General features: G+C 54.3%; 20 protein-coding genes and 1 pseudogene. 10 read left to right on the forward strand and 11 right to left on the reverse strand.

What is annotated here, in order from left to right; translation table 11 throughout:
- Window positions 1–130: 130 nt before the first annotated feature.
- Both TU92_RS13880 and TU92_RS13885 read right to left on the reverse strand, forming a co-directional pair.
- A pseudogene (locus tag TU92_RS13880) lies at window positions 131–1,308 on the reverse strand (MFS transporter).
- A 28-nt stretch (window positions 1,309–1,336) separates the two neighbouring features.
- A complete protein-coding gene (locus TU92_RS13885) occupies window positions 1,337–2,533 on the reverse strand; it encodes an MFS transporter (RefSeq protein ID WP_112167818.1) in 1,197 nt (398 codons plus the stop codon).
- Between the two features lie 135 nt (window positions 2,534–2,668).
- Here TU92_RS13885 and TU92_RS13890 point away from each other — a divergent pair, with 135 nt between their 5' ends.
- The 3 genes from TU92_RS13890 (at window position 2,669) to TU92_RS13900 (ending at window position 4,648) form a co-directional block, all read left to right on the forward strand.
- Entirely contained in the window at window positions 2,669–3,256 is a 588-nt protein-coding gene (locus TU92_RS13890) for a TetR/AcrR family transcriptional regulator (protein WP_112167819.1), read from the forward strand.
- Between the two features lie 482 nt (window positions 3,257–3,738).
- Window positions 3,739–3,918, forward strand: coding sequence for a hypothetical protein (locus tag TU92_RS13895; RefSeq protein ID WP_112167820.1), 180 nt, complete (start codon window positions 3,739–3,741; stop codon window positions 3,916–3,918).
- A 157-nt stretch (window positions 3,919–4,075) separates the two neighbouring features.
- Window positions 4,076–4,648, forward strand: coding sequence for a GNAT family N-acetyltransferase (locus TU92_RS13900; RefSeq protein WP_112167821.1), 573 nt, complete (start codon window positions 4,076–4,078; stop codon window positions 4,646–4,648).
- Here TU92_RS13900 and TU92_RS13905 read toward each other — a convergent pair.
- Entirely contained in the window at window positions 4,630–5,361 is a 732-nt protein-coding gene (locus tag TU92_RS13905) for a GntR family transcriptional regulator (RefSeq protein ID WP_112167822.1), read from the reverse strand. The two genes, TU92_RS13900 and TU92_RS13905, sit on opposite strands and share 19 nt — an antisense overlap.
- Before the next feature lie 306 nt (window positions 5,362–5,667).
- Here TU92_RS13905 and TU92_RS13910 point away from each other — a divergent pair, with 306 nt between their 5' ends.
- Together TU92_RS13910 and TU92_RS13915 are read left to right on the forward strand one after the other, a co-directional pair.
- A complete protein-coding gene (locus TU92_RS13910) occupies window positions 5,668–7,314 on the forward strand; it encodes an alpha-glucoside-specific PTS transporter subunit IIBC (protein ID WP_112167823.1) in 1,647 nt (548 codons plus the stop codon).
- A complete protein-coding gene (locus TU92_RS13915; RefSeq protein ID WP_112167934.1) occupies window positions 7,314–8,636 on the forward strand; it encodes a 6-phospho-alpha-glucosidase in 1,323 nt (440 codons plus the stop codon). Before TU92_RS13910 ends, TU92_RS13915 begins: the two co-directional genes overlap by 1 nt.
- Before the next feature lie 51 nt (window positions 8,637–8,687).
- Here TU92_RS13915 and TU92_RS13920 read toward each other — a convergent pair whose 3' ends face one another.
- From TU92_RS13920 to TU92_RS13935, 4 genes are all read right to left on the reverse strand, one after another.
- Complete coding sequence (locus TU92_RS13920) at window positions 8,688–9,392, reverse strand: ArsR/SmtB family transcription factor (protein WP_112167824.1); 705 nt, start codon at window positions 9,390–9,392, stop codon at window positions 8,688–8,690.
- Complete coding sequence (locus TU92_RS13925; RefSeq protein ID WP_112167825.1) at window positions 9,389–9,781, reverse strand: amino acid-binding protein; 393 nt, start codon at window positions 9,779–9,781, stop codon at window positions 9,389–9,391. Before TU92_RS13925 ends, TU92_RS13920 begins: the two co-directional genes overlap by 4 nt.
- A complete protein-coding gene (locus TU92_RS13930) occupies window positions 9,774–10,097 on the reverse strand; it encodes an antibiotic biosynthesis monooxygenase family protein (protein WP_112167826.1) in 324 nt (107 codons plus the stop codon). Before TU92_RS13930 ends, TU92_RS13925 begins: the two co-directional genes overlap by 8 nt.
- Before the next feature lie 131 nt (window positions 10,098–10,228).
- Window positions 10,229–11,170, reverse strand: a complete 942-nt coding sequence (locus TU92_RS13935; protein ID WP_112167827.1) for an aminoimidazole riboside kinase — start codon at window positions 11,168–11,170, stop codon at window positions 10,229–10,231.
- 252 nt (window positions 11,171–11,422) lie between these two features.
- On the opposite strand from TU92_RS13935, the gene TU92_RS13940 reads away from it, so the two are divergent.
- The 4 genes from TU92_RS13940 (at window position 11,423) to TU92_RS13955 (ending at window position 16,916) form a co-directional block, all read left to right on the forward strand.
- The gene (locus TU92_RS13940) at window positions 11,423–13,009 is read left to right on the forward strand and encodes a carbohydrate porin (RefSeq protein ID WP_112167828.1); all 1,587 of its coding nucleotides are present in this window, start codon (window positions 11,423–11,425) and stop codon (window positions 13,007–13,009) included.
- Window positions 13,010–13,083: 74 nt separating this feature from the next.
- Complete coding sequence (locus TU92_RS13945; RefSeq protein WP_112167829.1) at window positions 13,084–14,454, forward strand: sucrose-specific PTS transporter subunit IIBC; 1,371 nt, start codon at window positions 13,084–13,086, stop codon at window positions 14,452–14,454.
- Window positions 14,454–15,863 (forward strand): sucrose-6-phosphate hydrolase, encoded by a 1,410-nt coding sequence (locus TU92_RS13950; protein ID WP_112167830.1) that lies wholly within the window; start codon window positions 14,454–14,456, stop codon window positions 15,861–15,863. Before TU92_RS13945 ends, TU92_RS13950 begins: the two co-directional genes overlap by 1 nt.
- 30 nt (window positions 15,864–15,893) lie before the next feature.
- Complete coding sequence (locus TU92_RS13955; protein WP_112167831.1) at window positions 15,894–16,916, forward strand: LacI family DNA-binding transcriptional regulator; 1,023 nt, start codon at window positions 15,894–15,896, stop codon at window positions 16,914–16,916.
- Window positions 16,917–16,958: 42 nt separating this feature from the next.
- Here TU92_RS13955 and mtr read toward each other — a convergent pair whose 3' ends face one another.
- Window positions 16,959–18,203 (reverse strand): tryptophan permease, encoded by a 1,245-nt coding sequence (mtr, locus tag TU92_RS13960; RefSeq protein WP_112167832.1) that lies wholly within the window; start codon window positions 18,201–18,203, stop codon window positions 16,959–16,961.
- A 285-nt stretch (window positions 18,204–18,488) separates the two neighbouring features.
- Between mtr and TU92_RS13965 the strand changes: the two genes are divergently transcribed.
- Window positions 18,489–18,800: an I78 family peptidase inhibitor gene (locus TU92_RS13965; RefSeq protein WP_167457525.1), complete on the forward strand. Its 312-nt coding sequence runs from the start codon at window positions 18,489–18,491 to the stop codon at window positions 18,798–18,800.
- A 781-nt stretch (window positions 18,801–19,581) separates the two neighbouring features.
- On the opposite strand, the gene TU92_RS13970 is transcribed toward TU92_RS13965, so the two are convergent.
- The 3 genes from TU92_RS13970 to TU92_RS13980 all read right to left on the reverse strand — a co-directional run bounded on the left by TU92_RS13970 (window position 19,582) and on the right by TU92_RS13980 (window position 23,774).
- Window positions 19,582–21,330: an ABC-F family ATP-binding cassette domain-containing protein gene (locus TU92_RS13970; protein WP_112167834.1), complete on the reverse strand. Its 1,749-nt coding sequence runs from the start codon at window positions 21,328–21,330 to the stop codon at window positions 19,582–19,584.
- 287 nt (window positions 21,331–21,617) lie between these two features.
- A complete protein-coding gene (locus TU92_RS13975; RefSeq protein WP_112167835.1) occupies window positions 21,618–22,853 on the reverse strand; it encodes an MFS transporter in 1,236 nt (411 codons plus the stop codon).
- Window positions 22,854–23,096: 243 nt separating this feature from the next.
- Window positions 23,097–23,774 carry an SDR family oxidoreductase gene (locus TU92_RS13980; RefSeq protein ID WP_112167836.1) on the reverse strand — a complete coding sequence of 226 codons (678 nt, stop codon included), beginning with the start codon at window positions 23,772–23,774 and terminating at the stop codon, window positions 23,097–23,099.
- Window positions 23,775–23,999 lie beyond the last annotated feature (225 nt).

A 23,999-nucleotide genomic window follows, 5' to 3' on the forward strand; every position in this document is an offset into this window, starting at 1 on the left:
GAAAGGCCGCTGAAAATTTAGTGTCCGCTTCTGGCACTTAGCTGCGTGTCATTATAGAGGGGCAGATTTGATCGAGAAGCGTAGGCCAGTGACCGAAATGACCCATGCGGCAGGGCAGAACCCAATCTTATTACCTATCACCTCGATTCAGGCCTGCTGCCACTGCCAAAAGTAAGGCTGCAGTCGCTAACCCACAGGCCAGCCAGAGTGTATCTGTCAGAGCCAACATATCTGCGACCTGACCCCCGGTCCATGATCCCAGCGCAATCCCTGTATTGAATACCCCGACATAGAGCGCAGCAGAGATCTCCACGGCCCGGGGTGCGGCTTTTATCATCCAGGTCATTAGTCCGACCGAAAGCCCACCGTAAGCCAGCCCCCAGAAGATGAGGACACCACCACCACCTGTGACCGATTGCCCGGTGGTAATGAACAGTAACGGCGTTAACACAAGACCTGTCGCAATCACAATCAGGGTGAATATCGTATAGCGTGCAGCGGTGATGCCCGCCAGAAAGTTGCTTGTAATACCGGCGACACCGTAGGCAAACAAGATGGCACTTATCCACTGCGTCTCGAATCCTGACACAGAGATCAGTAGTGGGCGCACAAAGGTAAAAGCGACGAAATGACTTGTTACGAGCAGCAACGTCAGGATTAAGCCTGCTCGTATTTTGCGGTTGCCAAGTTGGGCAATAAACTGGCTAATGTTAGTTGAACCCGTAACGGGCAACGCCGGAATGACCGCAAGGTGGAAGACCAGCACCAGTGCGCTGAAAATTGTCATGATTCCAAATGCCCAGCGCCAGCCGATGACATCGCCAATAAACGCACCCAGGGGCACGCCCAATACCGATGCAGCAGCAACTCCACCGAAGATAATAGAGGTTGCCAGGCCAATAGCGTTCTCCTGAACCAGACGTGAGGCAAGACCGCCCGCGATTGCCCATATTCCCCTATGCAGAAGCCAACCAGAATCCGGGCTGCGAGCATTAGGATCAGGTTGGGAGCCAGTGCGGAGGCAAGATTTGCTATAACCAGCAACGCCAGCAGGCCACACAGTATCCTTCGACGATCTATTCCACCCGATGCAATAACAACGACTGGCGCGAATAAAGCTGCCAGCAATGCTGGCAGGGAAATCATCAGACCCGCGCTTCCGGTGGTGATGCTGAGTGTTCCGGCTATGGATGTCAGCAAGCCCACCGGGAGCATTTCTGTTGTGACAACAGAGAAAGTCGCCAGACCGACAGCAATCACTGCAGTCCATGAGTTGCGAACAGGTTTCATGGTAGAAAATGTATTCATCATTCAGATCCTGGAGAATTCAACCAGCTCAGGTGCGATTATCCTGCTTGTGCAGGGTGACATGACTTAAAAATGCCATAAGCAGTACCAGGATCCCGGCACATAAGGCGACGTAAAATCCAACCCGTGGTCCACTGCTATCAACAACCTGACCGGCGATTGCAGCGCCCAGCGCAACGCCCACATTCAGCCCGGCCAGCAGCCAGGTCATGCCCTCTGTTAACTGGCTTTCAGCAACCTGGCGTTCAATGAGCGACATGGCCACGATCATGGTTGGGGCGAAAAAGAACCCCGCGACTAAGACGGCTGCCGCCAGCGCGGTAAGATTTGTGACCAGTATCAGCGGGACAGTGGTCGTGGCAGTTGCAAGGCCGCCTAACCACAACAGCCGATGGAGCGGGGTTTTCAGTTTGAGTGAGCCATAGAGTAATCCGGACAGACACGAACCAACGGCATACGCTGATAAAACCAGGCTGGCAGCTGCCGGGTGCCCCAGTTGTCCGGCGTACGCGACACTCACGATATCAACCGTGCCGACGATGACGCCCATCGCCACCATCAGCAGCGCCAACAGCCGTACGCTTGCCATACGAATGACCGAACCAGAGCCAATTTGGGAGCAGGAGGGCGCCATAATCCGAGGTTCCGTGCCGCGCTGTATCACCAGTGCAATCACGCCTAAAAACAGCAAAAGTGCGGTGAGCAGCAGACCCGCCTGAGGAAACAACGCGATGGAAAGGCCAATCGACAGGGGCGGGCCAACAATAAACGTCAGCTCATCGAGCACCGTTTCAAGCGAATAGGCGGTCTGCAAACGCGGCTGGCCACGGTACAGCGCCGTCCAGCGTGCCCGTACCATGGCAGACATACTTGGCATAAAACCCGCCAGGAATGCGCCGAAAAACAGGACCCAGTTGGCAACATTCCAGTGAGAGCAGGCTATGAGGATGAGAAAGCCGGTGACACTGATAGCCGTAACCGCAGGCAAAACCCGGTATTGCCCATAACGATCCACATATCGGGAGATCCGCGGTGACAGCAGGGCGTAGGTCAGAACAAAGGTCGCGGAAATTGCTCCGGCCAGCGCATAGCCACCGGACTGCTGCGAAATTAGAGTGATAATCCCGATGCCTGCCATCGGCAATGGGATCCGCGCAAGCAAACCAGCGACGGCAAAATATCCCGTGCCAGGGGCAGTGAAAAGGTCTCGATACAGATTAGCCATCATAATCTCCGGTAGCATTTGCTTGCCACCACGAGGTGACACAGCGACAATACATACAACGCGTATGAATCCAATCCTATATTCATACGGAGTGTTTGTAAATAATCATTCATGTCGTATGTAAGGAGAAAAATTATGGTTCGCCGAACCCGCGCTGAGATGGAAGAGACAAGAGCCACATTGTTAGCAACCGCGCGTAAGGTTTTTTGCGAATATGGCTACGCTGAAACCTCGATGGATGACCTGACTGCGCAGGCAGGGCTAACCCGTGGGGCGCTTTATCATCATTTTGGTGACAAAAAAGGATTGCTGGCGGCAGTGGTGGAACAGATCGATGACGAGATGGATCAACGCCTGCAGGGGATTTCCAGTCATGCAGCGGATCCCTGGGAGGGTTTTTGCAATCGCTGTCGGGCTTACCTCGAGATGGCGCTGGAACCTGAATTTCAGCGCATTGTGTTGCGTGATGCCAAAGCGGTACTGGGTGGCTCTTCACCTGAATCGCAACGTCACTGCGTGGAATCCATGCGGTGCCTGATTCGCAATCTGATTCAGCAAGGTGTCGTGGATGACGTCGATCCGGAGGGGTTGGCTTCGCTGATTTACGGTAGCCTGGCAGAAGCGGCATTCTGGATTGCCGAGGGTGATGAAAGCGAGACGCGGCTGACAAAAGCCATTACCGCGCTGAACCTGCTACTTCGCGGATTACGCCGTACTGACTAATATTCATGTCGGCAATGGTAGGTAGGGGGGGGCATATAGGGCAGCTTTGAGCGAACAGCGGAAGTTCGCAATTGTTCTCACAACTGGTTAAGGCATTACTGACATCACGATCTATTAATTAACGAGGTTAAGGTCACAGCAGCCGTTGATAGAACATTCTAATGGGCGGGATTAAATTGCGTGGCCACAAAAGCCGCCATGTATAGCGTTGGCGTCGATTACGCCCGGCGACCAGCATGTTATTCAGTTGGCGACGACGAATGACCATGCCGGTGAGTACGGCGGATATCCCGGCTGCGGTCAGGATGGCTCTGTCCCCGCGGAGGAGCAGGGTGACAAGGCGTAAAATACAAAGAATAAAACCTTTCTGGCTACCTGCCCGATAAAGGCCTACCATCGATCGGCAACAGGTTTTTTGAACGACCTGTTTAAGTACTACCCTGGTTTTTTGAAGTTCCATGCAAGAAGAGTTAAGGATTGTTATGAGCGAAGTAGAAAGTTCGATGAGCATTGGCGACAGCTTTACCCTCAAGAACGGCTCAACCCACGAAGTCACTGGCTTTGTGAAGAAAGGGGAAAGAATTTACCCGACGATCAAAACGGATCACGGCAATTCTAACTTCACCTTCATCAAAGAAATTGTTTCAGTGAACAAAGCGTAACGTTAACGACCTTACCGAAGATCGCGGCCTGTTGTCTCCACACGCAGAGCAGGCTGCGTGACGTTGTCCTCCTCAAATTTCCTTTCCCTCTCCCCTGATTTATCAAATTTTTGCCATAATGACGTTTCATCAATTCTTATCAAAGCGATACGTCGACATGCAAATCACGAAATCCGAACACAATGACATTCCCGCCATCCTCAACATTCTGAGTGAATCCAAAGGCGATAACCTGACGGCGCAGCAGCGCGAAGAAGAAGGGTTTACGCAGGGCGCGATGGACGCCGGGATGCTGGCGACATTTCAGTCCGGCAGCGGCGTGTTTGTCAGCCGTGATGAGCGCGAAGGTCAGCCGGAGATTTCCGGTGTGGCGATGACTATTCGCGGTAGTCTGGCGAAACATGGCGCAGCGCAGGCGGCGTACAATGCAGTACTCAGTAGCGGTGCCGCCGCTGCCGATCAGATTTTCCTCTATGGCCCGGTGAGCGTGCGCAAGGCTTTTCGCGGACAGGGATTGCTGACCAAACTGCTGTTGCACATCTGCCATGCGCTGAAAGACACATTCACCCTCGGCGTGGCCTTTGTTGATAAAGAAAACCACAAATCCCTGCTTATCCACCGCCATTATCCGATGACAGAAGCCGGCGAATTTGAACTGAACGGGCGCGGGTATGTGATTTTCTCGTTTGAACCGCAGAAGGTGCTGGCGTTTTATGCAGGGCGCACGTGACCTGTACACGACTTATTGCGCTGCAAATGGTAGTCCACGTGGTATTCGTTGGCGTTGCGGATCATCACCGAATAGTTGATGTAATCGCCGGTATCGCTGTAAGACAGTGACGTCAGACGCAGCAGCGGCGTGCCTTCTGCGACGTGGAACAGGGCAGCGACCGTGCTGTCGGCGAGTATCGGGCTGAAGCTTTCATAGTTCCCGGCAATGCAGATGTGGCATTCGTCTTCGATGTAAGAAAACTTCGAACCTTCCAGATGCTTTACGGATAGATTGCTGAATAACCGGCCAGGCATGTAGCTGTCTTCCAATACCAGCGGTTTGCCTTCCACCGACCGCAGGCGGCGGGAGTAATAGATGCGTTCGTCAGTTTTGATTCGCAACTGACTGGCGATGGCCGGTGGTGCCCCCATGATCTTGAACTCCAGTACTTCGCTTACCGTCGGGCGGCCCAGCTGTTTCATCAGTTCACAAAAACCCATCAGCCCGCGTGTTTCATGCTGGACGTCTTTCTGCGCGACGAAGGTTCCGCTGCCATGACAGCGACGTACGAGCCCCCATTCGATCAGTAAATCCACCGCTTTACGCAGCGTCATGCGAGAGACACCAAACTCGGCAGCCAGTTTTTTTTCACTGGGCAAAGCATCACCGATGCCAAAATCGGCAGAATTGATGCGAATTCTTAAGCGTTCAGCAAGCGTTTTGTAGATCACCGGCAGACCTCTTTCTCCGTGAGCGAATCCCCGCAACCGCGTCATGAAAGCCGGTTACGCCCCTGTAAATCCTCATTATCCCATCTTTGTTACGCGGGGTTTTCTGACCCGCCAATTTCAGTGTATAGAAAAAGCCTGAAAAGTAGATCACTTCACCCGCAGAAAAAGCATGAATGCGATCACGAAACGCTTAATCATTTTGCGATCTTATTTTTTATTATTCCTACTCTCTGATCAGAAAATAAAAAACGTTATCAAAACATCTTAATAAAAAACTCTGACCCCGAAGTAAAATGAGGATTATATATGCTCAGTCAAATTCAACGTTTTGGCGGTGCGATGTTTACGCCGGTATTACTGTTTCCGTTCGCGGGAATGGTGGTGGGTATTGCGATTATGCTGCAAAACCCGATGTTCGTGGGAGAAACGCTCACCGCTCCAGACAATCTCTTTGCTCAAATCGTTCATATTATTGAAGAAGGTGGCTGGACGGTGTTTCGTAACATGCCGCTGATCTTCGCCATCGGCTTACCTATAGGGCTGGCGAAACAGGCGCAAGGCCGCGCCTGTATGGCGGCGCTGGTCAGCTTTATGACCTGGAATTATTTAATTAATGCGATGGGATTAACCTGGGGGGATTATTTTGGGGTTAATTTTAATGTAGAACCCGGCGGGCAAAGTGGTCTGGCGATGATCGCCGGAATTAAAACACTCGATACCAGTATTATTGGCGCGATTATTATTTCAGGTCTGGTGACCTCAATACATAATCATTTTTTTGATAAACAACTTCCCGTCTTCCTTGGTATTTTTCAGGGCAGCTCCTTCGTGGTGATTATCGCCTTCCTGCTGATGATCCCCTGCGCCTGGCTGACGCTGCTGCTGTGGCCGAAAGTCCAGAGCGGCATCCTCTCGATGCAGCATTTCATGCTGGTGTCCGGCTCGCTCGGCGTCTGGGTGTACACCTTCCTCGAACGCATTCTGATCCCGACTGGCTTGCATCACTTCGTCTACGGCCCCTTTGTCTTTGGCCCGGCGGCGATCGAAGGCGGCATTCAGGTCTACTGGGCTGAGCACTTGCAGGCTTTCAGCCAGAGCACCGAGCCGCTGAAATCCCTGTTCCCGCAGGGCGGGTTTGCGCTGTTTGGTAACTCGAAAGTCTTCGGTTCGATGGGGGTCGCGATGGCGATTTACGCCACCGCCGCACCGCAGAACCGCGTCAAAGTGGCGGGGCTGCTCATTCCGGCAACGCTCACCGCCGTACTGGTCGGCATTACTGAACCACTCGAATTCACCTTCCTGTTTATTTCACCTCTGCTGTTTGCCGTGCATGCATTACTGGCCGCCACGCTGGCGACGCTGATGTACATGGCAGGTGTGGTCGGCAATATGGGCGGCGGCCTGCTGGATTCGTTCCTGCCGCAAAACTGGATCCCGATGTTCCACAACCACGCCTCGATGATCTTTACCCAGATTGGTATCGGGCTGGTGTTTACCGGCGTCTGGTTCCTGGTGTTCCGCGCGGTGATCCTGCGTCTTAACCTGAAAACGCCGGGGCGAGAAGACAGCGAAATCAAGCTCTACAGCAAAGCCGATTATCAGGCGCAGAAGAATGCCACAGGCCATGGCAAACCGTCGTCCGCACAGGGTCAGGCTGCCGGTTATCTGCAGGCGCTTGGCGGTTACGCCAACATTCTCGACCTTAACAACTGCGCGACGCGGCTGCGCATCACACTCAGCGACATGGCGCTGACGCAAAGTGACGACATCTTCAAAGCTCTCGGCGCACACGGCGTGGTGCGGCGCGGCAACGCCATTCAGGTCATCGTGGGTCTGCACGTACCTCAGGTGCGGGACCAGATAGAAACGCTGATAAAACATGACGCTTTCACACAATCATCCACATCAGGGGCGCGTTCCCCGACAGAAACATCCCTTACGGAGGCAGTATGATGAAGAAATTTTCAGTAGTGGTAGCAGGCGGTGGCAGCACATTTACACCGGGTATCGTTCTGATGTTACTGGCGAATCAGGAAAGATTTCCGCTCCGTGCCATCAAGTTTTATGACAACGACGGCGCACGTCAGGAAATTGTCGCCGAAGCGTGCAAGGTGATTTTAAAAGAACAGGCACCGGACATCGAGTTCAGCTACACCACGGATCCAAAAGCGGCGTTTACTGATGTTGATTTCGTGATGGCGCACATCCGGGTCGGTAAATACCCGATGCGTGAAAAAGACGAAAAAATCCCACTGCGCCATGGCGTGGTCGGGCAGGAAACCTGCGGGCCGGGCGGGATCGCTTACGGAATGCGCTCTATTGGCGGCGTGCTGGAAATCGTCGATTATATGGAAAAGTACTCGCCGAACGCATGGATGCTCAACTACTCGAATCCCGCCGCCATTGTGGCGGAGGCGACGAGACGTTTGCGCCCGCACTCGAAGATCCTCAACATTTGCGATATGCCGATCGGCATTGAAGGACGCATGGCAGAGATTGCCGGACTGAAATCACGCAAAGAGATGCGCGTGCGTTATTACGGGCTGAATCACTTCGGCTGGTGGACATCAATTGAAGATGCGCACGGCAACGATCTGATGCCGAAAATCCGCGAACATGTTGCCAAATACGGCTACGTGCCGCACACCGGCGAGCAGGGTGGTGAGGCCAGCTGGAACGATACCTTTGCTAAGGCCAAAGACGTCTGGGCGCTGGATCCGTCCACCTTCCCGAACACCTATTTGAAATATTATTTGTACCCGGACTATGTGGTCGCGCATGCCAATCCGCAACATACCCGCGCCAATGAGGTGATGGAACACCGTGAAAAACACGTGTTCAGTTCCTGCGCCGCCATTATCGAGGCCGGAAAATCTTCCGCCGGTGAACTGGAAATTGACGAGCACGCGTCTTACATCGTCGATCTGGCGACGGCCATCGCCTTCAATACCCAGGCAAGAATGCTGCTGATCGTGCCGAACGAAGGCGCTATTAGCAATTTCGATCCGCAAGCGATGGTGGAAATACCGTGTCTGGTGGGCAGCAGCGGCCCGGAACCGCTGACGGTCGGTAAGATCCCGCTGTTCCAGCACGGGCTGATGAGCCAGCAGGTGGCGGTGGAGAAACTGGTGGTCGAAGCCTGGGTGGAGAAATCTTATCTGAAACTGTGGCAGGCGATTACGCTCTCGAAAACCGTGCCGAGCGCATCCGTTGCCAAAGCCATTTTGGATGATTTGATCGTCGCCAATAAAGACTACTGGCCAGAACTGAAATAACGCAAGACGTGGAGAGACGAACGGCGCAGCCTGTGAGGTTGCGCCGTTTTTTTAACTGATGCCAAATAAGCGGGAAAAGGCTTTTTTACCGGCGTCGGTAACAGTGACTTCACGGTAGCCGGGTGTGCGTGTCAGCCATCCATGGTGTTCGCAGGCTTTCAGTAATGCGGCACCGGCATCGCCTCCGATATGAAAACGACGCTCGCTCCAGTCGAGACAGGCACAGCTGGGTTTGCGTCTTGTCTGCGGCTGAGTAACGATACCGATATTTTGGAAATGAAGTTTTCCGCCTGCCGTCAGACTGTTGCCGTCAGGTTCCAGCCAGCCGTTTGCACACATGAAATCGTAGATGCCAACCGCGACTTTTCCCGCGAGGTGGTCATAACAGGTGCGGGCGTTACGTAGGTTGACCGGCGTTCTGATCGCCGGAGGCTGTGTGAATTTCATCGAAACGCCCATCAGGGTTTCCAGAAGATAAGCCACATCCCGGCCAGCCAGTCGGTAGTAACGGTGCCTTCCCTGCGAAAGGCAGGTGATCAGCTCACTTTTAAGCAATTTCGCCAGATGGGTGCTGGCCGTTGACGCGGCGATATTCGCCACGGCACTGAGCTCTGTTGCGGTCCATGCGCGGCCATCCATCAGAGCGCAAAGGATGCTGACCCTCGAAGGATCCGCCATCGCAGAGGCCACCGCCGACATGGATTTCTCCAGTAAACCTGCATCATCTTCGACCCTGCTTAACGTGGCGGATTTCATTCCGATGATAAACCCCATTTCAGCGTGACCTTCGCGGCCCGTTCGTGATTATCGGTAAGCAGGATCAGCCGGTTATTGTGGTCGCTGTATTGAACCAGAATATTGATACCACTTTCAGCCAATACTGCCGCTATCTCCCCCAGTTCGCCGGGGCGTTCCTGCTTTAGCTTGCGGATGAGTGGCATTGTGACATTCCGCACATCTAACCCGGCACGCAGGAGAACCTGACGTGCGCGCTCACCGTGTTCGACCAGAAAATGTGCGTGACTTTCGTTTCCCACGGTGAAAACGCCACCGCCTTCCAGACCCACACCATTTTTCCCCAGCTCAGCGCCGAGCAAGCCGAGCGCGCCCGGCGTATTACTGAGAATAACGTGAACATCATACATGCGAATGCCCCCGGTTTTCAGACGAATAATCGCGCAGAACCTGAACAACACGGATCCTGTAAAACGAGAAAATGCTGTTGCGGCCTTCAGACTGAGCGGCCTGATGTTGCAGATTTTTCTTCCACGCCAGCACAGATTCTTCCGTCTCCCACCAGGAAAGCGAGAGGATTTTTCCTGCTGTCGTCATGCTCTGAAAACGCTCAATAGAAATAAACCCGTCGATCTCCGCCAGCAACGGTTTCAGCTCCGCCGCCAGCTGAAAATAACGCGCCTGATGTTCCGGTACCGCATCCGCTTCAAAAAGAACTGCAATCATAAAAATGGCTCCTGTCAGTATATTTCAGGAGCCGATTATGAAGACTGAAAAAAATGATGCTTCGCTGTTTAACGAAATGTGGATGTTGGCGGGATTACGGTTTGACAGTATTCACTCGCTGAGCGAAATCTCTAAAACGCCTGACCACAAAACGCTGCCAGCTCTTTCGCATCCGGGAGGGCGGTCATCGCGCCACGTGCGGTGGTAGCCAGAGCGCCGCAGGCCAGTGCCTGACGGACAATGTCGCGCCACACGTTGTCCGACGCCATCGGCCAGTTGTTCGCCAGACCGGCCAGCAAACCGGCGACGAAAGCATCACCCGCGCCGGTAGTATCCAGCGCTTTCACTTTGGGTGCCGGATATTGCATCAGCGAAGCATCCTGTTTGCGGTATACCGACACGCCGTCTTTGCCCTGCGTGACCAGCAGCAGCTGTGGATCGTGGCGCTGGCAAAGTCGCAAAATCCCCTCGGAAAGCAGTCGTTCACCGGTGAGATATTCCAGTTCGTCTTCTGAAACCTTGATCACATCGGCCAGTGACAGCGCCTGTTCGAGGCATTCGCGCAGCTGGTTCTCGTCCGGCCATAAATCGTGGCGAATATTCGGGTCAAAACTTACATGCCCGCCGGCGGCCTTAATCTGCGCCATCGCTAAAAACGCCGATGAACGGGAAGGTTCAGCGGACAGTGAAATCGAACACAGATGCAAAAACTGGCCCGCTTTGAACGCCGGAATATCGGTCGATTGCAGGAACAGATCGGCGCTCGGACGCACCATAAACGTAAACGAACGCTCGCCGTCGGCGTCGTTTTCCACTACCACGGTGGAGGTACGATGGTGCGGATCGCGGTGCATAAAGTCGGTGTTGACCGCTTCGTCTTCCAGCGTTTTTCGCAAAAATTCGCCGAAAGGATCACCGCCCACGCGGCCAATAAACGCGCTGTCGCCGCCGAGACGGCTGATGCCCACCGCGACGTTTGCCGGTGCGCCGCCCGGACACTTCAGTAAACGGTCACCTTCTTCAGGGATCAAATCCACCACGGCATCGCCCAGCACCCAAACCCGATTCTTCATCTTCATTCCCTTTTTTAAATTCCTGATAAATTGGTTGTCGATAAAGTAGAAGAACCGGTTTAGCTAATCAAGCACAAACGAATTTTTAAGATTTAGTGACGAATTGCCAGCAAGATCACAATTCCACGTTAAGACCAGAGAACTTCATTGCCTAAAGCAGGGCGAGGTGATTATTGTGCTCAGGAAAACCAGTTTAGCAATTTAGCTAAACGGTTTTACTCATAATAATAAAGCTTCCTCTGAAGGATAAAAATGATGATGAAACCTCGCTATCTGGCTGTTGCTGTTGGACTTATTCTCTCTTCTGCGGCTCAGGGTGCCGACATTTCTGCCAGTGCTATTGAAGCCCGCTTCAATGCCATGGAAAAACGTTTGCAGCAGGCGGAAAGCCGCGCTGCGAAAGCCGAAGCCCGTGCGACCCAGGCAGAACAACAGGTTAAACAACTCGAGACACGCACCGCCAGTAATGAACAGCAAACCCGTCAGGTGGCCAAAACGGCTGAAATTACCCAGCAGCAAACCGCCGACGTGGCTAAACGTACCGAAACATTAGCCAGCAATACCAAAAGCAGTGACAGCGACAACAGCGGGTTTAAATTCACCGGTTACGCGCGTTCCGGCGTAATCATGAATGATTCCGGCACGTCGACCGAAAGCGGCCCTTACGTCACGCCAGCCGGGCAAACCGGCGGTGCGGTGGGGCGTCTGGGTAACGAAAATAACACCTACGTTGAGGTCAATCTCGAGCACAATCAGACGATGGCCAGCGGCGCGACCTCACGCTATAAAGTGATGCTGGCGGACGGGCAGCGCAGTTACAACGACTGGACCGGCGCGACCAGCGATCTGAATATTCGTCAGGCGTTTGTCGAACTCGGTTCGCTGCCGACCTTCACCGGCCCGTGGAAAGACACGACGCTGTGGGCGGGTAAACGCTTCGACCGCGATAACTTCGATATTCATTTCCTCGATTCCGACATCATTTTCCTCGCCGGTACCGGTGGCGGTATTTATGACGTGAAGTGGAGCGAGAACCTGAAAAGTAACTTCTCGCTTTACGGGCGCAATTTCGACGATCTCGACGATAACAACAACAGCAATGACGACACGCGCATTGAGAACTACATTGTCACGGCGAATAACTATGCCGGACCATTCCAGTGGATGGTCAGCGGACTGCGCGCCAAAAATAATCAGGATCGTGAAAACACCGGCACGCAGGGCGTTACTAATGCGGCGGATACCGGCTTCCATACGATGCTGGCGTACCACGGCGACAGCTTCTACGGCCTGCGCGAAGGGACATCGACCACCGCGCTGCTGTACGGCCATGGTTTAGGGGCAGAGGTTAAAGCGCTCGGCTCGGACGGCCATCTGACCGACGATGCCAGCACCGTGCGACTGGCCACCTACGGCATCACGCCGCTGAGTAAAAACTGGAGTATTGCTCCGGCGATCCTCGCCCAGCAGAGTAAAGACCGTTATGTTTCCGGCGATGATTATCAGTGGCTGACCTTCAATACGCGTCTGATTCAGCAAATCACCGAAAACTTCGAACTGGCCTATGAAGGCAGCTATCAGTACATGGATCTCGATTCGCAGGGCTATAAAGATAACAACAACGTGAAAGGCGGATTCTACAAACTGACGTTCGCACCGACGTTCAAAGTGGGCGATATCAGCGACATGTTGAGCCGTCCGGAAATCCGCTTCTTCGCCAGCTATATGGACTGGAGCCACAAGCTCGACAGCTATTCTTCCAGCGATTCGTTCGGCACGGACGGTTTCACCTCCGGCGGCCAGTGGAACTTCGGGATCCAGATGGAAACCTGGTTCTGATAAACAGGGTTTGAATCACCATGACGCGCCTGAATTGACCGGGCGCTGTCACACAGGGTAAGACAAGGAACATTATGAATATCAATGCAATCGCGACAGAACTGCTCCCTTTACTGGGCGGCAAAGACAATATCGCCAGCGCCGCACACTGCGCGACGCGTCTGCGGCTGGTGCTGGTGGATGACAGCCTGGTCAACAAAAGCGCTATCGAGAAAGTAGAAGGCGTGAAGGGTTGCTTCAGCAACGCCGGGCAGATCCAGATTATTTTTGGCACCGGGCTGGTGAACAAAGTCCACGCTGAGTTCATCAACGTGGCGGGCATCGGTGAATCGAGCAAGTCCGAAGCGGCTAACATTGCGGCGCAAAAACTGAACCCGTTCCAGCGCATCGCGCGCGTGCTGTCGAATATCTTTGTGCCGATCATTCCGGCAATCGTGGCATCCGGCCTGCTGATGGGGCTGCTCGGCATGGTGAAAACCTATGGCTGGGCGAACCCGGAGAGCGCGATTTTTATCATGCTCGACATGTTCAGTTCGGCGGCGTTCATCATTTTACCGATCCTCATCGGTTTCACCGCTGCGCGTGAATTCGGCGGTAACCCGTTCCTCGGCGCGACGCTGGGCGGCATTCTGACGCACCCCGCGCTGACCAACGCCTGGGGCGTCGCCAGCGGTTTCCACACCATGAATTTCTTCGGGCTGGAGATTGCGATGATTGGCTATCAGGGCACGGTATTCCCGGTGCTGCTGGCGGTCTGGTTTATGAGCTTCCTCGAAAAACGTCTGCGCAAAGTCATTCCTGATGCGCTGGATTTGATCCTGACGCCGTTTCTCACCGTCATCATCTCCGGCTTTATCGCGTTCCTGATTATCGGCCCGGCCGGTCGCGCGCTCGGCGACGGCATCTCTTTTATCCTCAGCACCTTAATCACTCACGCTGGCTGGGTAGCGGGGCTTATCTTCGGCGGGCTGTATTCGGTTATTGTCATCACCGGGATCCACCACAGCTTTCACGCGATTGAAGCGGGGCTGCTGGGCAACCCGAGCATCGGCGTGAATTTCCTGCTGCCGATCTGGTCGATGGCTAACGTGGCACAGGGAGGTGCCTGTCTGGCGGTATACTTCAAAACCCGCGATGCAAAAATTAAAGCGATTGCCGTGCCGTCTGCCTTCTCGGCCATGTTGGGCATTACCGAAGCGGCGATTTTCGGCATCAACCTGCGCTTTATGAAACCGTTTATCGCCGCCTTAGCCGGTGGTGCGCTGGGTGGCGCGTGGGTGGTGGCGATGCACGTCAACATGACCGCCGTTGGCCTGACGGGTATTCCAGGGCTGGCGATTGTGCAGGCCAGTTCGATGCTCAGCTATCTTATCGGCTTAGTGATTGCCTTCGGCAGCGCATTCCTGCTTTCCCTGCTGCTGAAATACAAAACGGAGAGTGAATAATGTCGGAAGTCAGTTTGCTGAAACAGGCGCTGCGCAGCGTGGTGGCGGGGCAGGTAACCGCTGCCCGCGATCCGTACCGGCCCGGCTGGCACCTCGCGCCGCCGGTCGGTTTGCTCAATGACCCAAACGGATTTGTGCAGCATAACGGGCGCTATCATCTTTTCTATCAGTGGAATCCGCTCGCCTGTGCGCACGGTGCGAAGTTCTGGGGGCACTGGAGCTCGGCGGATTTACTCCACTGGCGGCATGAGCCGCTGGCGCTTGCACCGGCGCAAGAGTACGAATCGCACGGCTGTTATTCCGGTTCGGCGGTGGTGGACAACGGCCAGCTGACGCTTATCTATACCGGCAACGTGAAATACCCGGACGGCAGCCGCACGGCCTTTCAGTGCCTGGCGCGTGAAAACGAGCGCGGTGAATTCGATAAAACCGGGCCGGTGCTGGATCTTCCCGCCGGTTACACCGGTCACGTGCGTGACCCCAAGGTCTGGCAGCACGATGGCCAGTGGCACATGGTGCTCGGCGCGCAGGATCTCAGCCTGCAAGGCAAAGTGCTGTTGCTGCGATCCGCCGATTTGCTGGCGTGGGAGACGCTTGGCGAAATCGCCGGTTCAGGCCTCAACGGGCTGGGCGAATTCGGCTACATGTGGGAATGCCCGGATCTGTTTAGCATCACCGGCAGCGACGTGCTGATCTGCTGCCCGCAGGGGTTAGCGGCGCAATCTGACCGCTACCTGAACACCTTCCAGTCCGGCTATTTCGTCGGGCAACTGGACTACGCTACAGGGCAGTTTTCGCACGGCGATTTCCACGAACTGGATCTCGGGTTCGAGTTTTATGCGCCGCAAACTACACCCACTGACGATGGCCGCCGCCTGCTGATTGGCTGGATGGGCATTCCTGACGGCGATGAGTTTTATCAGCCGACGATTGAGCAGGGATGGCTACATATCATGACCTGTCCGCGCGAGCTGACGTTGGAAAACGGTAAAATTATTCAACGCCCGGCGCGCGAACTTCAGCGGTTACGCGGCGAAGAACAGGTCTGGCAGGGTATCGCGCAGGACGCGCCGGTGTGGGACATCACGCGTGCGGAAGTCACTATCGGGACTGAACAACCGTTCAGCGCCGATCTGGGCGGAAACATGACGCTTGCCTGGGACGGCGAATGGCTGCGGCTGATGCGCAAAAACCGCCGCAGCGGCGAACCGGAGCAGCGGATCTGGCGCGGCGCGTTACGCCATCTCACTCTGTTGTGCGACAGTTCCAGCGTGGAAATCTTCATTAATGATGGCGATGCGGTGATGTCTTCGCGCTATTTTCCTGCACTGCCGGCACGGTTAACCTTCAGCGGAGACGGGCAGATTGCGCTGCGCCACTGGTCGTTGACGGATTGCGTGTTAGAATAAAAGCCTTTCCGGACAATAGAATATGGCGCAGTGAAAAAGACCAAACGCATCACTATCAGTGGCATAGCCGAACTGGCTGGCGTGTCGAAATCGACTGCCAGCCAGGTGCTTAACGGGCATAGCAAAAAGTTTCGCATCTCTGACAGCACCCGCGATCGCGTGCTGGCAGTGGCGGCTGAGCAGCATTATCAACCGAGTATTCACGCCCGTTCTCTCAATGCGGCGCGCAGCTATACACTGGGGCTGGTGGTACCGGAAATGACCAACTACGGTTTCGCCGCCTGTTCCAACGAGCTGGAAACGTTGTGTCGCGAAAATGGAATGCAACTGCTGATCGCCTGCACGGATGAAAACACCAGTCAGGAAACGATGGTGGTGAACAACCTGATCCAGCGTCAGGTGGATGGCCTGATCGTGGCCTCGAGCATGCTCAATGATGCGGAATACGTCAAAATCAGCCAGCAACTGCCGGTCGTTCTTTTCGACCGACATATGCAGGACACCGAACTGCCGCTGGTGGTTTGTGAGGCCATCGAGTCCTCCGCCGAACTGGTAGCCCGCGTGGCGAAAAATCACTCAGATGAATTCTATTTTCTCGGCGGCCAGCCGCGCATTTCCCCGACGCGCGACCGTCTGGCGGGCTATCAGCTCGGCCTGGAACGTGCCGGTGTGACGCTGAAACCCGAGTGGATTATGTACGGTAATTATCATCCGAGTTCCGGCTACGAGATGTTTGCCAATCTCTGTGCGCGTCTTGGAAGGCCGCCAAAAGCGCTGTACGTGGCGTCTTGCGGGCTGATGGAAGGGGTGTTGCGCTATATGAGCCAGCACAAGCTTTTGGAAAGTGATATCCATCTGTGCAGCTTCGACGACCATTATCTCTACGATTCCCTTTCCGTGAAAATCGATACCGTCGCACAGGATTGCCGCGAACTGGCGATGCACTGTTTTGAGGTGGTGATCGGTCTTATTAATGATCAGCAGCCGCAGGAACTACGCTGCTATCTCGCGCCGAAGCTGCACTGGCGGCATCCGGCGTCTTCAGAGGCGTGATTTCAGCCCGTCGCCAGGACGGGCTTTCTCTTTCCCTCTTTCTTAACGATAAACCGGCAGTAAATCCACGCTCGACAAAATATGCACCACGGCATTGAGCACACCGAAGAACAGTACCAGCGCGATCATTTTATTGCCCCCCCATACGCGATAGCGCGGGCTGCCGAAGCGTTTACGCGATTTACGCGCCATCAGCGCAGGCACAATCACCGCCCAGACCGTGGCCGCCAGACCGGCGAAACCGATGGCATAAATAAATCCATCAGGAACCATCACGCCGCCAATCATCGGCGGGATGAAGGTGACCAGTGCGGTTTTGAAACGACCGGTTTTGCTGTCGTCGAATTTGAACAAATCCGCCAGATAATCAAACAAGCCCAACGTCACGCCGAGGAAGGAACAGGCAACGGCGAAATTCGAAAAGAGGGTCAGCAGTAAGTCGAGCCCTTCGCTGTTGAGGATCTGGCTCAGCGACTGCACCAGCACATCAATATTCCCGCCGCGCTCTGCGATGCCGATAAATGCCGGGCGTGGAATATTGCCCATGGTTCCCAGCATCCAGATGATATACAGCCCGAGTGCCATCAGCGTGCCCAGCAGCAGACATTTTTTGATGACCTGCGGGTTTTTGCCGTAATACTTCATCAGGCTCGGTACGTTGCCGTGATAACCAAACGACGCCAGACAAAAAGGCAACGTCGCCAGTACATAGGGCATATAACTCGGATTGATCTCCACGCTGTTAAGCAGATTCACCGGTTTCACATGCCACAGCAGGCTGCCAAAAGTGAGAAAGAACGCGATGATTTTTGCGCCGAGCACGATGGCGGTCATGCGGCTGACTGCACGGGTGCTCAGCCAGACGATAAACGCCACTGCCAGCGCGGTCAGCAAGCCGCCGAGGCGCGGGGAGACGTTCACCGACATTTCACGCATCGTGTGCTGAATAACCGATCCGCTCGCTGAAATATAGGCGTAGGTCAGAATATACAACACGAAAGCGATGGTGAGGCCGTTCAGCCGGTTCCAGCCTTTGCCCAACAAATCGCGGGTGACGGTGTTGAAGCTGGATCCAATCGGGTAGTTCAGATTGGCTTCGAGGATCATCAGCCCTGAATGCAGCATGCAAAACCAGGTAAATACCAGCGCGGCGACTGACCAGAAAAACCAGGCCCCTGACATCACTACCGGCAGTGAAAACATGCCCGCGCCGATGATGGTGCCACCAATAATCATTGCGCCGCCAAAGACGGAGCGGAGTGGGGCTTCTGTGGAAAGCGTCGCCATAGTGCGGTTCCTCGCGTGGCTTTTATCACGATTCATTTCAAGAATTGCTGTAAAAGAATGGGTGGGTTATGGAGGCAGAAAACGCGCGTTTATCCTGCGGCTCTGACCTTAAGCGCGACAATATAGTGCAAATGGCGATGCATGTACACCATGAACTAGTGTGATAGTACATCAGGACAACACAACCGCTTACCTGATACTCTTGGTCTTGCTATCCGTGCGGATGAGGAGTTGCGTGTCATTCCTCTCCCCACATTGACCCACTTATGAATGAAGAGTCCGACCATGATGAATAAAAAAATGCTTTCCCTCTGCGCGCTGGCCGTGTTCGCCCTCGCGGGTTGTCAGAATCACAAGACTGATGAGAAAAATGACAGCGCGAAAAATGCGGCGACCGTTCAGCAGCCGGACACCTGCAATGCCGGTGCTTTCAGTTCTCTGATCGGCAAAAAAGCTTCTGTCCTCGATACAATGCGTTTCGCCCAGCCGATGCGCCACATCACACCGAACACGGCGGTGACGATGGATTACCGCGCGGAACGTCTCAATATTGAGTCTGATGAGAAAGGGGTGATCACCCGTTTGTACTGTTCGTGACCGATCTGCCTGTTTAATAAGCGACTCTTCGGAGTCGCTGCCCAAACTCTCCCATTCCTCATCGGAAAATAGGGTTTACATCACAGATTTCATTACGTTTTCTAATAACAAAAATTAATTTAAACCTGTAATAAAATACAGTGTTGACACTCGGTTTATAACGAGTAGATTAGAACTTAACGCTGGTGAGGAGATGAGTAAGAGATTTATTAACCGGCGTGTATTACCGAGAAGTGAGTATGAAAGTAAGTAAGCAGTAAATAGATGCGATGAAGGCCACGACATATTTTGGATGGGTTCTTCAACACCGGGCTGAAATACTTAGCCACGTGAGAAGAGGATGTCAGGCTCCGAAGTAGAGTACAGCAATCGCATAATGTGGAACACACCGCGATGATGTAAGGCCTTGTTGTTAAGAGTAATGTTCGCGATTGGGTACGTAAGTATGAAATCGAGAATGTCGCGAAGAGAGTAAGGCAACGCATCAAAGAGTATATATCGCGAGGGCGATGTACTCATTAAGTCAACTCTTCAGGAATTGTCTTAATGAAATTAGCAGGATGAAACGCTTATTCCATAAAACTCTAGGAGGACAGCAGTAAATCAGTAACCAATATATCCTGTGAAAAAATGTGCATCATGAGAAGTAGAGTTAAGTAATTAAGTTGATGAATGTTAAATATTAAATTGGTAGTAACCTGAAAGCCCCGGTAATGTATTACTGGGGCTTTCTTCATTTTAGCGCCTGATTAACAACGGTTTATTATTACTGCTCCCCTCATCAGGTTAAATCCAGCATGGCGCTGAGTTCGGCGATCTGCTGCTGCCACTGATCCTGCAAACCGGGTTTCTGATGTTTCGGCTTACGCGCCCGGTCTTCCTCCAGTTTGCCCTCCAGCTCCAGCAGCAACGCCAGCAGCCGTTCCTCTTGCGTTTCCTGCACTTTCGCCGCTTCCGGTTTTTGCTCTCCCACGGGCAGGGCAGGAGTCAGTTGCGGAACACCGGCTAAAATCCCATAGACGGATTTCAGGTCATGCCATTCCTCCAGCCGCTGATGGTCAATCAGCCAGAACCGGTTACAGCTTTGCTCGATAAACCGCCGGTCGTGCGACACCAGCAATACCGCACCGCTGAAGGTTTTCAGCGTCTCAGCCAGCTCTTCTTTTCCCTCCATATCCAGATGGTTAGTCGGTTCATCGAGCAGTAGCAGTGAGTAGTTCGCCAGCGTCAGGCCGATAAACAGCAGTCGCGAGCGCTCGCCGCCGCTGAGCGTACTGACTTTTTGCTGATGGCGGAGGTAAGAAAAGCCTGCGCCGATCAGTGCCATTTTTCGCTGTTCTTCCGTCAGTGGAGCAAACTGCACCAGCGCGTCGCTCAGGATGTCGTCGTCACGCAGTTGTTGCAGGCTCTGGTCGTAATAACCGGTGCGTACGCGCGGATGAAAGACCACGCCCGGTTCTGCATTTTCCAGATTGCAGAATGCCCGCCACAGCGTATGCAGAAGTGACGATTTACCCCCGCCGTTGCGACCGACCAGCGCGATACGATCGCCACTTTTTACCCGCATTTCGTCCAGCTTAAACAGCACCGGGGCATCCGGCGCAGGGCGGACATGCAGGTCCGACAACGCCAGGACGCGATCTGCCGGTAAGGCTTCACCGTTTAAACGTAGTTTCCACAGATTGCCTGCGGTGACCTCGGTTTGATCTTGCTTCAGCCGGTCGACCTGTTTTTCCATTTGCCTGGCCTTGCGCGCCAGCTTTTCGTTGTCATACACGCTGCCCCAGACCGCCAGCCGTTTGGCGCTTTTCGCCACGCGGTCGATCTCCTTTTGCTCAGCTCTGCGGCGCAGCGCATCCGCCGCATCCCTTTCCTCCAGCGCCTGTCGCGCCTGCGTGCAGGGAAGACGAATAAATTGCAGCGTTTTATCGCGCAGGATCCAGGTGCAGTTGGTGACATTGTCCAGCAGGCTGCGGTCGTGGGAGACCAGCACAAAGCTGCCCCCCCAGTTTTTCAGAAACTCTTCGAGCCACAGCAGCGTGGGCAGATCCAGATGGTTGCTCGGTTCATCAAGCAGCAGCAAATCCGGCTGACGGATCAGCGCCCGCGCCAGCAGCAGGCGCGTATGCTGTCCGCCGCTGAGTGTCCCGGCGGTAAGCTCCCACGCTGTTTCATCAAAACCGAGCGTGGCCAGCAGCACTTCCGCCTGCCAGCGCTCCGGCTGATCCAGGCTTTCCGGCAAATGGCTGAACACTGCGTCAATCAGCGAACATTCCGCCAGTTCTGCGGGAAGATGCTGTTCGATGCGCGCCATCAGGCACTGGCCGGACAGGGTGACGGTGCCGGAACTGGCCGCCAGACTGCCGCTGAGGATTTTCAGCAAGGTACTTTTGCCGCAGCCGTTGTGGCCGATAAGCCCGATACGGTCGCCTTTTTTCAGGCCGAAGGAGATTTCAGCCAGCAAAGGGCCGAAGGCGGTGTCGAAAGAGACAGATTGCGCAGAAAGTAATGTGTTTGGAGATAGGGTCATGATGCTTACTCAAGGTTTACAGGCATAAGAATGCCTCTCGTCAATAAAGCCGACGATAACCGGTAAGCCGGAGGGAAGTTCTCAGATTGTCAGTTAGCTTCGCTCAAGCAGGTTATCGCAGCACGATACCGGTAACGCTTGAGCAATGACGATCGCTAAGGACGAGTGAAGTTAAAAACAATTCACGGGTCAGCATGGCAATCCTCCTTATATAAATTTGGTGAATGAATGAGCTGATTATATTGGGGAATGTGCGGTTTTGCCAGTGGGGGAATTTCCCCCGCCGGTTAAACCGCCACCTCATTCTCCAGCTTCTGGCGTTTACGCAGACCGGGGAACCACGTCATCCACAGGCCAACGACGATCAGTGTTCCGACGCCGCCGATGGCTGCGGCGGGCACCGCGCCGAGCCACGCGGCCATCAGTCCAGATTCGAATTCGCCGAGCTGATTGGAGGTGTTGATGAAGATCGAGTTCACCGCACTGACGCGGCCACGCATATCGTCAGGCGTATCGAGCTGTACCAGCGCACCGCGGATCACCATGCTGACCATGTCAAAACCGCCAAGGGCGAACAGCGCCAGCATCGACAGCCAGAGGGACGTCGAGAAGGCGAAGACCAGTGTTGCGGCACCAAAACCGGCGACGGAGGCGAACATAATTTTGCCGACGTTGCGGTTCAGCGCGCGGTGGCTCAGCCAGAACCCGACGATCAACCCGCCGACCGCAGGCGCGCCGCGTAGTAAACCTAATCCCCATGGACCGGTGTGCAGAATATCGTGGGCGAAGATCGGCAGCAGGGCAGTCGCGCCGCCAAGAAGAACGGCGAACAGGTCGAGAGAAATCACGCCCAGCACGTCCGGTCGGTTGCGAATAAACCCGATACCGGCGAACAGCGTTTTAAAGGTCGCGGGCACGCGGCGCGGCGGGGTGTGCTCATAGCGCAACCGGCTGACCATCACGATGGAGAGTAGATACAGCGCCCCACACGCCGAGTAGGCCACACCGGCGCCTGCAACATACAGGAAACCGCCGAGCGCCGGGCCGACCATCGCTGCCGCCTGGCCGGAGACACTGTTAGCCGCCATCGCACGCGCCAGCAAATGCGGAGGCACCAGCGCAGGGAGCATCGACTGCAACGACGGCGCTTCCATTGCTTTGGCGGTGGAAATAATAAATATCAGGCTGAGGATCACCACTTCGTTAACGTGATGGGTCAGCGTCAGATACGCCAGCGCAGCAATCGCCACCCATTCAGCGATTTGCCCTAGCAGCACCACGCGGCGGCGGTCGAACTGATCCGCCACATGACCGGCCACCAGCGCCAGCAGGACGGAAGGCAAAAACTGCACAAGCCCGATCAGCCCAAGATCAAACGCCCGGCCTGTTATCGAATATATCTGCCAGCTGACGACAATCGACAGCATCTGAAAACCAAAACTGGACGACGCACGGGCTATCCAGAATGCAACAAATGAGCGGTGCTGTAACAGCGAGTCCGAATTCACGGAGGGTGATGACATGGTAAATCCCTGAAAGAATAAATTATGCTGCCGCGTCTGTTTTGTACTGTGTTACAAACTAGCCCGGCAATTATTGGGGATGCAAATAATTAACAAAGTGACGGGCTGTTTCTTGCATCCGATGAAAGCAGGTTTATCGCCGGTGCAGAGCTTTGTATCGATGGCGGAATGAGTCAGATCTCAATGCAAAACGACCTCCGCAGAGGTCGTTATCAAAACACTTATTCGTGATTAAAACATGGTTTACCAGCGCAGCTCACGTCCGGAATACTCTACGAAATGATGTCCGCCTTTGCCACGCCATTTTTCGAACACATCGGCGATGCCGGTGGTGCTTTGCTCTATGGTCAGCGTGGCATTCTCGCCGCCCATGTCGGTCTGCACCCAGCCAGGATGGACAGACAACAGCGTCTGACCGTGCTTATCGGTTTCTTCCTTCAGCGGACGGGTCAGCATATTCAGCGCCGCTTTACTGGCGGAGTAGAGCGGATAGGTGGCAACTTCGTTTTCGTTCAGGCTGGCCAACTCCGAAGTCATCAGCGCCAGTACGCCGGTTTTCGGTTTGAGCAGCGGAAGCAGCTCCGTCGCGCAGCGCACCGGCGAGAAGGTGTTGGTCATGAACAGTCTGACAATCTCGTCGTCACTGGCCTGATTCACATCCTGGCTGGCCGGGCCGAATGCGCCTGCATTAATAAAAATCAGGTCGAATGTGCTTTCTGAAAGCGCGTCTTTCACCGCTTTACGCTGGTCGGGATTATTAATGTCCAGTTTCACCCACTCAGCCGATTCTGGGCTGCCCGCCGGTACGGCATCACGGGTGGTCGCCGTCACCTGCCAGCCACGTTCCGTCAATACGTTCACTACGCCTAAACCGATGCCGCGTGATGCGCCAATGATGAGTGCTTTTGATGAGTCAGTCATAGTAGTCCTTATTGTATGAGGAATTTTTCTGAGAATCGTTCCTACCCTAGCAGCTAAGCGTAGACCCTGAGCGGCAAAACGTAGCAAAAAAGCCCCTTATATTGCTGCGTGAATATCGCTAAAAACCCCACTTCATCAATAAATTTGTGAAATAGTTTCAATGCGAATAGATAATGATTTGTAATGAGTTTTTGGCATTTTTTGCTAAAACGTCTGCGTAATTTT

This window comes from Rahnella inusitata, from assembly GCF_003263515.1.
Taxonomy (GTDB): domain Bacteria; phylum Pseudomonadota; class Gammaproteobacteria; order Enterobacterales; family Enterobacteriaceae; genus Rahnella; species Rahnella inusitata.

Bases quoted from the DNA above. Each gene is read 5' to 3' on its own strand.
- TU92_RS13915 (WP_112167934.1), top strand. From the start codon at position 7,314: ATGAAGAAATTTTCAGTAGTGGTAGCAGGCGGTGGCAGCACATTTACA.
- TU92_RS13980 (WP_112167836.1), bottom strand. From the start codon at position 23,774: ATGACTGACTCATCAAAAGCACTCATCATTGGCGCATCACGCGGCATC.
- TU92_RS13925 (WP_112167825.1), bottom strand. From the start codon at position 9,781: ATGTATGATGTTCACGTTATTCTCAGTAATACGCCGGGCGCGCTCGGC.
- TU92_RS13920 (WP_112167824.1), bottom strand. From the start codon at position 9,392: ATGAAATCCGCCACGTTAAGCAGGGTCGAAGATGATGCAGGTTTACTG.
- TU92_RS13940 (WP_112167828.1), top strand. From the start codon at position 11,423: ATGATGATGAAACCTCGCTATCTGGCTGTTGCTGTTGGACTTATTCTC.
- TU92_RS13970 (WP_112167834.1), bottom strand. From the start codon at position 21,330: ATGACCCTATCTCCAAACACATTACTTTCTGCGCAATCTGTCTCTTTC.
- TU92_RS13945 (WP_112167829.1), top strand. From the start codon at position 13,084: ATGAATATCAATGCAATCGCGACAGAACTGCTCCCTTTACTGGGCGGC.
- TU92_RS13885 (WP_112167818.1), bottom strand. From the start codon at position 2,533: ATGGCTAATCTGTATCGAGACCTTTTCACTGCCCCTGGCACGGGATAT.
- TU92_RS13975 (WP_112167835.1), bottom strand. From the start codon at position 22,853: ATGTCATCACCCTCCGTGAATTCGGACTCGCTGTTACAGCACCGCTCA.
- TU92_RS13890 (WP_112167819.1), top strand. From the start codon at position 2,669: ATGGTTCGCCGAACCCGCGCTGAGATGGAAGAGACAAGAGCCACATTG.
- TU92_RS13935 (WP_112167827.1), bottom strand. From the start codon at position 11,170: ATGAAGAATCGGGTTTGGGTGCTGGGCGATGCCGTGGTGGATTTGATC.
- TU92_RS13900 (WP_112167821.1), top strand. From the start codon at position 4,076: ATGCAAATCACGAAATCCGAACACAATGACATTCCCGCCATCCTCAAC.
- TU92_RS13910 (WP_112167823.1), top strand. From the start codon at position 5,668: ATGCTCAGTCAAATTCAACGTTTTGGCGGTGCGATGTTTACGCCGGTA.
- TU92_RS13950 (WP_112167830.1), top strand. From the start codon at position 14,454: ATGTCGGAAGTCAGTTTGCTGAAACAGGCGCTGCGCAGCGTGGTGGCG.
- TU92_RS13965 (WP_167457525.1), top strand. From the start codon at position 18,489: ATGATGAATAAAAAAATGCTTTCCCTCTGCGCGCTGGCCGTGTTCGCC.
- TU92_RS13930 (WP_112167826.1), bottom strand. From the start codon at position 10,097: ATGATTGCAGTTCTTTTTGAAGCGGATGCGGTACCGGAACATCAGGCG.
- TU92_RS13895 (WP_112167820.1), top strand. From the start codon at position 3,739: ATGAGCGAAGTAGAAAGTTCGATGAGCATTGGCGACAGCTTTACCCTC.
- mtr (WP_112167832.1), bottom strand. From the start codon at position 18,203: ATGGCGACGCTTTCCACAGAAGCCCCACTCCGCTCCGTCTTTGGCGGC.